Source organism: Pseudoalteromonas sp. Z1A2 (genome assembly GCF_011378755.1).
GTDB classification, from domain to species: domain Bacteria; phylum Pseudomonadota; class Gammaproteobacteria; order Enterobacterales; family Alteromonadaceae; genus Pseudoalteromonas; species Pseudoalteromonas distincta.
Genome location: NZ_WTKX01000019.1, coordinates 25,149 through 37,859, shown reverse-complemented (window position 1 = coordinate 37,859; position 12,711 = coordinate 25,149). Strand labels below are relative to the sequence as shown.

11 protein-coding genes are annotated in these 12,711 nt (G+C 39.3%); 7 read left to right on the top strand and 4 right to left on the bottom strand.

Annotated elements, in window-relative coordinates; translation table 11 throughout:
- Nucleotides 1-49: 49 nt before the first annotated feature.
- The 3 genes from GQR47_RS13550 to GQR47_RS13540 all read right to left on the bottom strand — a co-directional run bounded on the left by GQR47_RS13550 (nucleotide 50) and on the right by GQR47_RS13540 (nucleotide 2,384).
- The gene (locus tag GQR47_RS13550) at nucleotides 50-868 is read right to left on the bottom strand and encodes an META domain-containing protein (RefSeq protein WP_024595822.1); all 819 of its coding nucleotides are present in this window, start codon (nucleotides 866-868) and stop codon (nucleotides 50-52) included.
- A 121-nt stretch (nucleotides 869-989) separates the two neighbouring features.
- Entirely contained in the window at nucleotides 990-1,556 is a 567-nt protein-coding gene (locus tag GQR47_RS13545) for a PhnA domain-containing protein (RefSeq protein ID WP_007586451.1), read from the bottom strand.
- Nucleotides 1,557-1,634: 78 nt separating this feature from the next.
- A complete protein-coding gene (locus GQR47_RS13540) occupies nucleotides 1,635-2,384 on the bottom strand; it encodes a transporter substrate-binding domain-containing protein (RefSeq protein WP_024595823.1) in 750 nt (249 codons plus the stop codon).
- Nucleotides 2,385-2,533: 149 nt separating this feature from the next.
- Here GQR47_RS13540 and GQR47_RS13535 point away from each other — a divergent pair, with 149 nt between their 5' ends.
- The 7 genes from GQR47_RS13535 (at nucleotide 2,534) to GQR47_RS13505 (ending at nucleotide 11,870) form a co-directional block, all read left to right on the top strand.
- On the top strand, nucleotides 2,534-3,799 hold the full coding sequence (locus GQR47_RS13535) for an EAL domain-containing protein (protein ID WP_024595824.1): 1,266 nt from the start codon (nucleotides 2,534-2,536) through the stop codon (nucleotides 3,797-3,799).
- A gap of 2 nt (nucleotides 3,800-3,801) precedes the next feature.
- On the top strand, nucleotides 3,802-4,416 hold the full coding sequence (locus tag GQR47_RS13530; protein WP_024595825.1) for a paraquat-inducible protein A: 615 nt from the start codon (nucleotides 3,802-3,804) through the stop codon (nucleotides 4,414-4,416).
- Between the two features lie 94 nt (nucleotides 4,417-4,510).
- Nucleotides 4,511-4,873: a hypothetical protein gene (locus tag GQR47_RS13525; RefSeq protein WP_240915895.1), complete on the top strand. Its 363-nt coding sequence runs from the start codon at nucleotides 4,511-4,513 to the stop codon at nucleotides 4,871-4,873.
- A 257-nt stretch (nucleotides 4,874-5,130) separates the two neighbouring features.
- Nucleotides 5,131-6,507: a TolC family protein gene (locus GQR47_RS13520; protein WP_024597388.1), complete on the top strand. Its 1,377-nt coding sequence runs from the start codon at nucleotides 5,131-5,133 to the stop codon at nucleotides 6,505-6,507.
- Nucleotides 6,497-8,086, top strand: a complete 1,590-nt coding sequence (locus GQR47_RS13515; RefSeq protein ID WP_024597387.1) for an efflux RND transporter periplasmic adaptor subunit — start codon at nucleotides 6,497-6,499, stop codon at nucleotides 8,084-8,086. The genes GQR47_RS13520 and GQR47_RS13515 overlap by 11 nt, the downstream gene beginning before the upstream one ends.
- Nucleotides 8,087-8,094: 8 nt before the next feature.
- Entirely contained in the window at nucleotides 8,095-11,214 is a 3,120-nt protein-coding gene (locus GQR47_RS13510) for an efflux RND transporter permease subunit (protein WP_154903601.1), read from the top strand.
- A 200-nt stretch (nucleotides 11,215-11,414) separates the two neighbouring features.
- Nucleotides 11,415-11,870: a hypothetical protein gene (locus tag GQR47_RS13505; protein ID WP_002957844.1), complete on the top strand. Its 456-nt coding sequence runs from the start codon at nucleotides 11,415-11,417 to the stop codon at nucleotides 11,868-11,870.
- A 137-nt stretch (nucleotides 11,871-12,007) separates the two neighbouring features.
- Here the strand turns inward: GQR47_RS13505 and GQR47_RS13500 are convergent, their stop codons facing one another.
- Entirely contained in the window at nucleotides 12,008-12,514 is a 507-nt protein-coding gene (locus GQR47_RS13500) for an ACT domain-containing protein (protein WP_002957843.1), read from the bottom strand.
- Nucleotides 12,515-12,711 lie beyond the last annotated feature (197 nt).

Sequence of the window (12,711 nt, the reverse complement as noted above, 5' to 3'; positions counted from 1 at the left end):
AAAATCAATACGAATGTGTTAGGTAACACATATATTAGGGAGCTAAATATTAATTAAAATAAACTGCGTTAAAAGTAGCAAGCGTATTACCGCTGTTGTTTTTAAGTTTTAGTGACTCGCCTGTAATTTCCCACTTTGAAGTATTGTTAAGTACGTTAGACATAGCTGCCTCTTGGTCCATATTCTCCGAACACATCTTTTTTGTACTCGCTAACTGACTAAGTGTAATTGTGTGCTGCTCGGTGCTATAACTTCCGCTAAAATTATTACAGCCTAAAAAGCCATTAACACGGTAGTCTTTATCGAACTGAATAAACGGCTCTTTAGTTCTAACATTTACTGTTTGAGCATTGATTGTTATTGCTTTCCAGTACGTGTTTGTAAGCGTTACGTCTGGCTTTTCAACGGATACTTTTGAAAGCTCAATTTTATAAGGGCCAGTTAGCTGTGATTCTCTAAATGGGTCGTTATTTGTGGTACTTGTGTAAAGTACTTTGTCTTTATTTATGATTCTGGCGCTTAGGCTATAGCGGTGTTTATCGTTAACTTTACTGGCATCATAAGTTAGCTCTACAGTAAATGGTGGGGCTTGGGTAATATCAATCACTTCTTGGGTTATTATATCTGCTTTTACATCCATTTTAGATACATCCGAAAGCGTAACTATTAACTGTGAACCGGGGCGAAGCATACTGCGATCTTTGTAGCTAACTTGGGTAGTTAGAGTCGATATTGATTTTGCTTGCTCTGTATTTTCAGTCGGCTTTGTTTGTTGATCACAACCGGTTATAGCAAAAGCGCTCAGTGCTAATAAACTAAGTCCTGTAAGTGCTTTTTTACGTGAATGTACTGCTTGATGCTTTTCCATGTTTGTTATCCTTACTCAATATTATCCCCCTAGTGTATTACCTAGTGACTTAATCATTCCTTAACTTATTTTAAACATAAAAAAAGGCGCATTAGCGCCTTTAATAATTAAAAACAAACGATTATTTTTTAACAAACTTAGTTAAAATAACTATGCGCTGGCCGTCAACTCGCCCTTCAATATGTTCAGGGTTGCTGGTTAGGCCAATATTACGAACAGCTGTTCCGCGTTTAGCTGTAAGGCTACTACCTTTAACGTCTAAGTCTTTAATTAGGGTAACAGTATCGCCTGCTTGAAGTACTACACCGTTGCTATCTACATGCTTTAAATCGTCATCTTCAGCAAGTGCTTTTTTAGCCCACGTTAGCGTATCTTCTTCAAGGTAAATCATGTCTAGCGCATCTTGTGCCCAGCCATTATCAGGCGCTAAACGCGAAAGCATTCTGTAAGCTACAACTTGTACTGCAGGAGTTTGGCTCCACATGCTATCGTTTAAACAGTGCCAATGCGTAGGCGTTATTTCGCTGTTATTCTCGATTTGATCTTTACATGTTTGACACGTGTAAATACATTTATCTGAGTGGGTTTCAGTTACCGGTGGTACTTCATAAACAGATAAGTTCTCGGTGGCTGCACACAATTCACATTGATTATTACTACGTTCGATTAAGGCTTTTTCAATACTCATGGGGCTCTTTCTGATTCTGGTCGAGTTAACATTTGCTGCTATTGTACTCCAAAACACGAGCTCTGCGCCATTAGTCCCTTAATTTTGTGTGGGTATATTACTCATATACTTATCTTCAATAGTTTTTATATATCCTTGAGCGTGAAGGTTTTTAATTGCTAGGTTTATCTGGGGCAATAATTCTTTGTGTTTGCTCAATAAGCGAATTCTTAAAAAACCATGGGAATGCTGTGCGCCAAAGGCAATGTTTATCCCTAACTGCTTTGCCCAATAGAGCGCAGTTAACTTACCTACTAGTGCAGCTTCTACACGGTTTCTTGATAGGGCTGTCATAAGTTCTTTTTCGGATGGAAAGTCAACACGCTCAAAGGTGTTGTCATTAAAGTAATAGTAACCTAGTACCGTTCCTATATTTTTACCCTTCAAGCTATCAGCGCTTTGCCAATGCTGGGCATTTTTAGGCAAGGTAACAATCATTTCTGTGGCATAAATAAGCGGCTCTGAAAAAACATAACGAGGGTCATTTCTCTCACTCTTTGAGAGCCATTCTAATGAAATAACATCAAAATCGATTATTTCATCTTGTAAATATTTGGTAATACGCTTTGTAGGTAGGTCGATATGAGAAGCTGCAATATTGGCATCATCGAGTACTTTTTCAATAATTTCGGGTAATATGCCAGGCTTTTCTGGATCATTTGTATAATATGGATAATGACTCCCTGACGCGCTGACATTATATTTGAGGGGAGTAGGATTAATGCTGGCATAGCTAAAAAATACAAATAGCAGAGGGCTCAGTACTAATAACCGAATAAAGTTAGTCAAATCTCTACCTTTTATATTAATATTTTATATTAGTGTTGTGTAATTTTAACGTTTTTGCAATGACGACTATATTTATCTTATGCGTGTTGCATTAAAGTACACATATTATTGGCTGTTTTGCCATCTTTTATTTATAGGTTTAGAGCCAAGTGAAATTACATAACATACCTGATGAAGTACAAAAAATAACTCAGTTTGTTGCGCGGCAACCTATTTTTGATATAGACCAGAATGTTTTCTCGTACGAATTGCTTTATAGAGACTCAGCCAATAATGCGTTTCCTGTAGGCACTTCAGATGTCCATGCGACAAGCCGCCTATTTTTTAATGCTTTAATGTTGGTTGGTTTAGATAGACTTACCGCACATCATTTAGCTTTTATAAACTTGTCATCAGAAACTATTCTCGATAACTTCCCCAAACTTTTATTGCCAGAAAATAGTGTTATTGAAATAGTGGAGCGCACGGGTAATATTCCTGCGGTGGCTGAGCGTGTGCAAGAACTTAAAAAAGAAGGGTATGTTTTTGCGTTAGATGATTACGATGGCGATCCAAAATGGGAGCCACTGTTAGCACATGTTGATTACATAAAAATTGAGATAGATGATCCGGTTATTAAAACCAATATGCGCATTAAAAAAATAAAACGCGCAAATCCACATGCAAAAATAATTGTTGAACGAATAGAGACGCATGAACAATTTAATGTATTAAAATTGGCTGGCTGCGATTTATTTCAAGGGTTCTTTTTTTCTCGCCCAGAAATGATTACGTATAAAGGTGTAGAGCCTTCTAAGCTAACCGTTTTTGATCTATTGCGTTTTACAGCAAAAGAAACACTTTGCTTTAAAGAAGTTCATCAACGAGTGGCCAGAGATGTCGCCATAACAGCGAGGGTTTTAAAGCTAGCTAACGCGCGTTCAGGCAAAGCAAATTTAGTCATTACGTCTATTTCACAAGCGGTTATTTATTTAGGTGAGGACACAATAAGACAATTTGTTCGCGTATTAGCAATTAGTGAGTTGGGGGTCGAAAAACCAACCGAATTAACTAAGCTTGCTTTAACGCGGGCTCAATTTATGTCGCTAATATTGGAGCAAAATAATAAAGAGTTGACCGAGCAAGGGTATCTGGTGGGTTTGTTCTCGGTGCTTGATGCTATTTTAGATGCTGAATTAAAAGACATAGTTAAAGAGTTTACTTTAGATGCTGCAATATCTGATGCGTTACTATTAGAGAGCGGCATTTTAGGGAACTGTTTATCGCTTATAAAAGAGTTTGAATTAGATAATATAGATGAAGCTATGGTCCATTTGGCCAACATAAACTCAGAGCTGCACATTGGCGATATATTTAATTTTTTATTGGATGCTGTTTTATACAGTGATGACATTATTGAGGCAATAACAGAATAAATATGCGTAATTGGTTGTCGGTTATAAGTGTAGTGGTTGCTCTTTGTTTATTGTTTCCTGGTATTACAAAACCAGTATTAACAATAGAGGGCAACATAGATAAATCAAAATTAGCGCAAGCGGGCATTGAAATGCTTGCTGAAGAGGGCGATGGTCGGACTCGTAGCATGCTAATGATGTTCTCGAATATGCTAGGGCTTGATAAGTTAGAGGGCGAGATCAGCGCCTATAACAAAACACAAAGTATTTTAGGCACAGTTCAAGAGCTTGCTAGTAATAATAATTTATTTGTAGCTGCTTTAGTGGGGTTGTTTTCTATTGTTATTCCAAGCTTGAAGCTGCTATTACAATTGCTTTATTGTTGCCTACCTTTGAATGGGTTGAAGCAAAAGCTCGGTCTGGTTATTTGTGCATTAAGTAAGTGGAGCATGGTTGATGTATTTGTTATTGCATTAATAGTGACTTACCTAGCAGGTAACGCTCATGGTAAAAGTGGTGAGCTACTTGTTATGAATACACAATTTGGTGAGGGCTTTTGGTATTTTAGCGCATATTGTATATTTGCAATTATAGCGAGTAACTTAATTAAAACACCTGATAAACCGCAGTCTACATAATTAAAGTATTTGTGGTTGCCGTTAGGTTATCTTACAATCATTTTAAAATTTATTAAAAGGCATAATGTTGCAACGTTTTTACTCTAGTTTACTCATGATAACTTTACTGCTCACTTTTGTGGGTCAGGCAGTTGCGTCTGTAGCTATGGTATGCGAAATGCCACATTTGCCAATGAAAACAGCAACGCATGCCCAAATGCCAATGACACACAGTAGTGATGCAACAGCTGTTGCTAGCATGTCTGAAAATATGATGCAGATGGATTGTTGCGACGACGAAAGTACGCCACAAAATGATTGCAAATGCCCTATCAGTGGCTGCGCTGCTAATTCAATGCTTAATGTTGATACTTTATTTAGCGTTACTTTACTTGAATCTGAAAAAGTAAATATAAGTGTATTTACTACACAAATTAATATACCTCGTTCACTTTACCGCCCTCCTATGTCTGCTTAATAGCAGGATAGGTGTAATATCAATTTTATTGAAAACATGCTCATTCTAGGAACTAAATACCTCTCTAACTGCGTTAAAAATTACTTATATAAAGCAACTATACTGCGTAATTTTTTCCTTGTTATAGAGCAATTTTCCTACCGCAATAATAGATCATTAATTCAATGAAATTGATATAAAAGGTTTTTGTAAAACTCCTAAACACCTTTTTTGCTTCCTAATTTAAGAATTTCTTTTATTTTTAGATGGAGCAGGTGATGAACCACGCTGTAAGTATTAAAGCCGTATTATGTAGTGTTGTGTTATTTAGCACAGTTGTTAATGCGCAAAACAATTCAAATAACCTAAATATCGATACGCTAAAGCAAGCCCGCAATGAGCAAACGCTTAGCTTAACGCAAGCGCTTAATTATGCACTAACGCATGAGCCATGGCTAAAAGCGAGTGGCTACCAAGAAGATGCCACAATAGCGCAAAGTATTGCCGCAGGCACCTTACCCGATCCTGTTTTAACGGTTGGCTTACTTAACTTGCCTACTAACGGTTATGCATTTGATCAAGAAGGGATGACGCAGCTTAAAGTCGATTTGAGCCAAAAGTTTAGCCGAGGGAATAGTTTAGCACTTAAACAAAAGGCATTAGCTCAGTCTGCTCAACAATATTCTTGGCAGCGCGCCGATCGCTTAGCACAAGTAAAAGCAATTGTGATTGAGTCGTGGTTAAACGCGTATCGTGCTCAGCGAAGTATTGCTTTAATTGAGCAAGATAAAGGGCTATTTACTCAGCTTATTGAAGTTACCGAAGCAAGCTACGCAAGTACCTTAGGTAAAACACGCCAGCAAGATATTATTCGTGCGCAATTAGAACTCACTCGCCTTGAAGATAAGTTGGTTATGCTTGAGCAGCAATTTGAAAGTGCTAAAAACCGTTTAGCACAGTGGTTACCTATGAATATGCTTATGCAGCCTTTAAATGCCGAATTTACTAAAACCACAGGGCTGGTTGATTTTGCAAACCTTGAATTTGATAAATTAATACAGTTGCTTATGGCGCATCCCGCAATTATTGCGATAGAAAAAACCGTCACCGCAAAGCAAACCGAAGTTGCACTCGCCAAGCAAAGTTACAAACCTCAAATGGGCGTTAATGTGGGTTATGGTTACCGAGATGAAACGCCTATGGGGGAGTCGCGAGCTGATTTACTTTCAGTAGGATTTAGCATTGATTTGCCATTGTTTACTGATAACAGACAAGATCAACAGGTTAAATCGGCTATTGCTAGTGCAGAAGCTACTAAAACACAAAAGCTGGTGGCGCTTCAAAAACTCAAAGGCATGTACTTTAAGGAGTTTAGCCAACTCGCTCGTTTGCAAAAACGCGATGCGCTTTATCAAAATACGTTATTACCGCAAATGTCAGAGCAATCTCAAGCAACACTTAATGCTTATACGCGCGACGATGGGGATTTTTCTGACGTGATGCGCGCGCGCATTGGTGAACTTAACGCCAAAATAGACGCGCTTAATATTCAAGTAGATCAGCATATTATTACCGCTCGCCTTAATTATTATGCAAGTAGCTTAGACCCCCAAGTAATGAGCGATAAAACTGGAGAATTACATAATGAATACTAATTTAAAGTTACTTGTTGCTGCCTTAGTCGGTGCGGGCGCATTTGCGTTAATTGGCGCCTTAGTGATGCAGTTTTTACCTAGCAGCTCGGCAATGAATGAACAGCAAAGTGCTGAAAAACAGCCCTTATATTGGGTAGCCCCTATGGATAGTAATTACAGGCGTGACGCGCCAGGACTGTCGCCAATGGGAATGGATTTAGTCCCTGTATATGAAAACGATAGCAACGCTCAGGATGGACCAGGTGCAGTAACTATTTCGCCTGCAGTCATCAATAACTTGGGTGTAAGAACTGCCAAAGTAGAGCTTAAAACACTTCACAGCGATATAAATACTGTGGGTTATGTGCAATATAACCAAGACCAACTTATTCACATTCATCCGCGTGTAGAGGGCTGGATTGAAAGTTTATATGTTAAAGCGCAAGGTGCACAAGTTAAAGCCGGTGAGCCTTTATATACTTTGTATTCCCCACAATTGGTGAATGCACAGGAAGAATTTTTACTGGCGGTTAATCGTGATAATACCGTGTTAATTCGCGCAGCAAAGGCACGTTTAGAGTCGTTAAATGTGTCTGATGGATTTATCGAGCGCTTACAAAAAAATAAAAAGATAATGCAAAATATTACTTTTTACGCAAAGCAAAGTGGTGTGGTAGATGAGCTAACAGTACGAGAAGGCTTTTACGTTAAACCAGGCACATCAATGATGAGTATTGCTCAGCTTGATGAAATTTGGGTAGAGGCAGAAGTGTTTGAACGCCAATCAGAACAAGTGAGCGTGGGCTTGCCCGTTACAATGACGCTTGATTACTTAAAAGGTCAAAAGTGGGAAGGTAAGGTTGATTACATTTACCCCGCGCTTGATGCTAAAAACCGAACGCTGCGTGTAAGACTCAGGTTTGAAAATGCAGATCATCGGTTAAAACCAAATATGTTTGCACAAGTGAGCATTCACGCTATGGCGAGTAAAGCGCAATTTACAGTCCCTAAAGAAGCGGTAATTCGCACGCAGCATCAAAACCGTGTGGTTATTGCATTAGGTGAGGGTCGTTTTAAATCGGTAGAAGTCGAAGTTGGGCAAATTAATAGTAATGAAGCGGTCATTTTGTCAGGTGTAATGACAGGTGACACGGTAGTGACCTCAGCGCAATTTTTAATAGATTCTGAGTCAAGTAAGAGCTCCGACTTTAAACGAATGGAAATGCCTAGTTCTAGCATTAGCTCAGGTATGAGTTCGGATTCTGGTTCAGACTCAAATATGAACATGGATATACAGCCACAAAGCGCCACGGTTAACGGCACTATTAATGCCATAGATACACAAAATCGCATTATTAATATTAGTCGAGAGGCCATTGAAAAATGGAATCGAGAACCCGCCACAATGGACTTTGTATTAGCGCCAGATATTGATATTACCAAGTTTGAAAATGCCCAGTATATTAATTTTACTTTTAGCATTATTAATGATGAATTTGTAATTACTAACGCGCAAAACGCAGAGCCGATTGATCATTCTACTATGCAACCTATGCAACCTATGCAACCTATGCAACCTATGCAACACAGTTCTCACTAGGAGCCATTATGATAACTGCCATTATTCGTTGGTCTGTTGGCAATCGCTTTTTTGTGTTGTTGCTTACATTAATTTTACTGGGTGGAGGATTGTTTGCACTAAAAAATACGCCCGTGGATGCCTTACCTGACTTATCTGATGTTCAGGTCATTATAAAAACTACTTACCCGGGGCAAGCGCCGCAAGTAGTGCAAGACCAAGTTACATTTCCGCTCACCACTGCAATGCTTTCTGTGCCGGGTGCACAAACTGTAAGGGGTTTTTCGTTTTTTGGTGACTCGTACGTTTACGTTATTTTTGACGAAAAAACTGATTTGTATTGGGCGCGTAGCCGAGTACAAGAATACCTAAGCCAAGCAGCAAACCGATTGCCCGATAGCGCTACGCCAGAGCTTGGCCCTGATGCAACAGGCGTAGGTTGGATTTACTTATACGCACTAATTGATAAAACAAATAAACACGATATTAGTCAGCTACGAAGCTTACAAGATTGGTTTTTAAAGTTTGAGCTACAAACTGTGCCCGGTGTATCTGAAGTGGCTGCTGTTGGTGGCATGGTTAAGCAATACCAAGTCAATGTAGAGCCTGATAAATTACGTGCTTATGGTATTCCGCTTAGCCTCATTCAAACGGCGATTCAACAAGGCAACCAAGAGATGGGTGCCTCGGTAGTTGAAATGGCTGAAGCTGAATACATGGTAACAAGCACCGGCTACATTAAAAGTGTTGCCGACCTAGAAGCTATTCCGCTTGGCGTAAACGCTAATGCTACTGCGCTGCAATTGCGTGATGTAGCCGATATTAGAGTCGGGCCGCAAATGCGCCGTGGTATTGCAGAGCTTAATGGCGAAGGCGAAGTGACCGGCGGCATCGTTATTATGCGCTATGGCGAAAATGCACAAAAAACTATTGAGCTGGTAAAAGCAAAATTAGAATCACTTAAAAAGGGATTACCAAAGGGCGTTGAAATAATCCCTGTGTACGATCGCTCCAACTTAATAAATAACGCGGTAGATAATCTAACAAGTAAGCTAATTGAAGAGCTGATTGTAGTTGCTTTAGTGTGTGTGGTGTTTTTGTTTCATGTGCGCTCATCATTGGTGGCGATTATTACGTTACCGCTTGGCATTTTAACGGCATTTATAATTATGTATTGGCAGGGGATTAACGCCAACATTATGTCTTTAGGAGGAATTGCAATAGCGATAGGTGCAATGACCGACGGCGCTATCGTCATGATTGAAAATATGCACAAACATATGGAAAAAACGCCCCTTACCAACGAAAACCGCTGGGAAGTTGTGGCTAAATCGGCGAGTGAAGTGGGTCCTGCATTATTTTTTAGTTTATTAATTATTACCGTCAGCTTTATGCCGGTATTTATTTTAGAAGCGCAAGAAGGACGTATGTTTGCGCCACTGGCTTACACTAAAACCTATGCTATGGCAGCGTCTGCTGGGCTTGCGATTACCTTGGTGCCGGTATTAATGGGTTACTTTATTAGAGGTAAAGTTATTTCGGAGCAAAAAAATCCAGTTAACCGATTACTCGTCGCAGCGTATCGCCCACTACTTAACTGGGTGCTTAAATTTCCAAAAATGACATTGGTACTCGCGGTGGTTGTTTCTGTTTTTGGCTTTTACCCGGTAAACAAAATAGGCAGTGAATTTATTCCGCCACTTGATGAGGGCGATTTAATGTATATGCCCACAACGTATCCTAGTTTATCGGTAGGTAAAGCGCGCGAAATACTACAGCAAACCGACAAGTTAATTGCCACAGTGCCCGAGGTTAAAACAGTATTTGGTAAAGTTGGGCGAGCAGAAACAGCAACAGATCCTGCGCCGCTTACAATGATAGAGACGTTTATTCAGTTAAAACCAAAAAACGAATGGCGCGAGGGTATGACTCTTGAAAAACTTAAAAAAGAACTCGACGGTTTGGTTAAGTTTCCGGGGTTGACGAACGCGTGGGTAATGCCAATTAAAACACGTATTGATATGCTCGCGACCGGTATTAAAACCCCTGTGGGTATTAAAGTTGCGGGACCAAAGTTGAGTGAAATTCAAAAAATTGGTCAACAAATAGAAGTGTTATTAAAAGATGTGCAAGGCACTGCATCGGTTTACTCAGAGCGAGTAGCCGGTGGACGTTATATAAAAGTAGATATAAATCGTGAAAAAGCCGCGCGCTATAGCTTAAATATTAGCGACATACAGCAAGTTGTATCTACTGCAATTGGTGGTACAAACGTAACTCAAACCGTAGAAGGGCAAGAGCGCTACCCAGTTAATTTGCGTTACCCGCAAGCATACAGAGACTCGCCAGAAGAGCTAATGTTGTTACCCATTGTAACGCCTACAGGGCAGCGTATAGCACTTGGTGATGTAGCCGATGTATTTATTGAAGATGGACCGCCTGGTATAAAAAGCGAAAATGCACGTTTAAACGGTTGGAGTTTTATTGATATAGATGGCGTTGATATTGGTACTTACGTTGAGCACGCTCAGCAAGTGCTCGATAAAGACCTAATACTACCTGCTGGCTACTCAATTACGTGGGCTGGGCAGTATGAATACATGCAGCGCGCTAAAGACAAACTGACTTATGTATTACCACTTACATTAGCGATTATTATTGTATTGCTTTACCTTAATTTTAGAAGCTTTGCTGAGGTCACTATTATTATGGCCACGTTGCCACTGGCAATGATTGGTGGCGTATGGCTAATGTATTTAGAGGGCTTTAACTTTTCAGTTGCAGTAGGTGTGGGCTTTATTGCCTTAGCTGGGGTAGCGGTAGAAATTGGGGTCATTATGTTGGTGTATTTAAACCAAGCCTATCAAGAAAAATGCATCGAAGCAGAGCAGGCAGATAAGCCACTTAGTTTAGTGCAATTACAGCAAGCTATTATTGAAGGTGCAGGGCTTCGAGTACGCCCGGTTATGATGACTGTCGCGACAATTATTATTGGCTTGCTACCTGTGCTGTATGGCACAGGCACCGGAAGCGAAGTAATGAGTCGAATAGCTGCGCCTATGGTTGGCGGTATGGGCAGTGCAATTGTACTCACCTTACTTGTTATTCCTGCGGTTTACCTACTGTGGCGCAAACAAGGACTTAAATAATATAAAGCAACAAGACGATAGAGCAGTGCGGTTACTACCCACGCATTGCTCTATAAAAATTACCTATAATTTGTAAGTTATTCTATTAAATTGCTAACTAATATCCATTTTAAAATTAACCTTCTGTTTTTAAATGGTTTTTTAATTGGCACGCTTTACGCAGTGTAGTACCTATACAGTCAACTAAGTAAGGAATGCACATGCAAGTTAAAACAATTAAAGAGGTATACGATTGGACCGTTTTGTTTCATACGCAAATGGCGGCTAATTTTCATAGCGTAAAGGATTTACTCGATGAACATAATGCAATGCTGGTGGACTACTACCTAAATTACGAAAAAAAACTCGCTGAAGATTTAGTCGGGTTTAAAGCGATAACCGAAATAAATACGCTCGATACGTACTGTTATGAATACTTTGCTAAAAATCCTGAGCTAATTACTTTCGAAGACATTAGTAAAGACCAGCAATTTGATGAGAAAGTTATTCAAGCTTATTTATCAGAGCAGCATCAAAAGGTAATTGAATTATATGAATACTTACTTGAGCGCGCTGAAACTCAAAGTGGCCAAGAAAAGCTGCAACAAATACTAGAGCTGGAAAAGCAAGGTATAAAGCAAATGATGCAAAGTACGAATCGTCATATGGATATGTAGCTTTATAAGATAACTATTCAAAATAGCCGATGCTTGCATCGGCTTATTTTATGTCTGCGTTAAATAACCCGCAGAGGGCTTTGATAAACTGGCTAAAATAATATGCGTGTCAACAGTGTGGCACGCACCTAGGGAGATCAAACTTCTTCTGTATCTACAATTAAATCACTTGTTATTGATTCCAATGCTTCAATGACTTCATCTTTATTCATACCATTGGGTAAAGTAACGGTAGCAACAGCGCTAAAAATAGGCACCCCCCAATTAGGCGCACTTTGCTGCCTTGAATTTAAATGAGTAATGTTAGCGCCTTTGTGGCGTATTACACTCGCCAACTCTTGAACAATACCTGGGCGATCGTTACCTGTTATAACCAGATTGATTTGTTCTAATGTTGATGGTTCAATTTCTGTGTTTCCGGTTTCAATTCGAACGTCTAACTTAGGTAACTTATTTAAAGCGCTTTGTAATGATTGAAAGTGTTCCTCAGCAACTTCAAGTTGAATAATACCTGCAAAATGACCTAATAAATGGCTTAAGTTACTGCTTAGCCAGTTGCCATGATTTTGTAACACGACGGATGAGATACTCTCTACTAAACCAGGGCGATCTTGCCCTAAAATAGTTATAACCAACTGCTTCATAAATAATTCTCTTTTTAAGCCCAAAGAAAGTAAATGCATAGGCATTAAGTGTATTGTCTAATCTAAATTGTGTGTTGTTGCACTTTTATAAACCGTTGATTTTAAAATAATAAAATTGAATGTGGTTGTGTTGACTATACGCGGTATTAATAGTCATTCTTATTTAGTAAGTACTCTTTTAGTATTGACCTCGATAA

What these genes read in the sequence shown, in the direction of transcription:
- GQR47_RS13550 (WP_024595822.1), bottom strand. Translation starts at nt 868, where the DNA reads ATGGAAAAGCATCAAGCAGTACATTCACGTAAAAAAGCACTTACAGGA.
- GQR47_RS13545 (WP_007586451.1), bottom strand. Translation starts at nt 1,556, where the DNA reads ATGAGTATTGAAAAAGCCTTAATCGAACGTAGTAATAATCAATGTGAA.
- GQR47_RS13530 (WP_024595825.1), top strand. Translation starts at nt 3,802, where the DNA reads ATGCGTAATTGGTTGTCGGTTATAAGTGTAGTGGTTGCTCTTTGTTTA.
- GQR47_RS13525 (WP_240915895.1), top strand. Translation starts at nt 4,511, where the DNA reads ATGATAACTTTACTGCTCACTTTTGTGGGTCAGGCAGTTGCGTCTGTA.
- GQR47_RS13520 (WP_024597388.1), top strand. Translation starts at nt 5,131, where the DNA reads ATGAACCACGCTGTAAGTATTAAAGCCGTATTATGTAGTGTTGTGTTA.
- GQR47_RS13515 (WP_024597387.1), top strand. Translation starts at nt 6,497, where the DNA reads ATGAATACTAATTTAAAGTTACTTGTTGCTGCCTTAGTCGGTGCGGGC.
- GQR47_RS13510 (WP_154903601.1), top strand. Translation starts at nt 8,095, where the DNA reads ATGATAACTGCCATTATTCGTTGGTCTGTTGGCAATCGCTTTTTTGTG.
- GQR47_RS13505 (WP_002957844.1), top strand. Translation starts at nt 11,415, where the DNA reads ATGCAAGTTAAAACAATTAAAGAGGTATACGATTGGACCGTTTTGTTT.
- GQR47_RS13500 (WP_002957843.1), bottom strand. Translation starts at nt 12,514, where the DNA reads ATGAAGCAGTTGGTTATAACTATTTTAGGGCAAGATCGCCCTGGTTTA.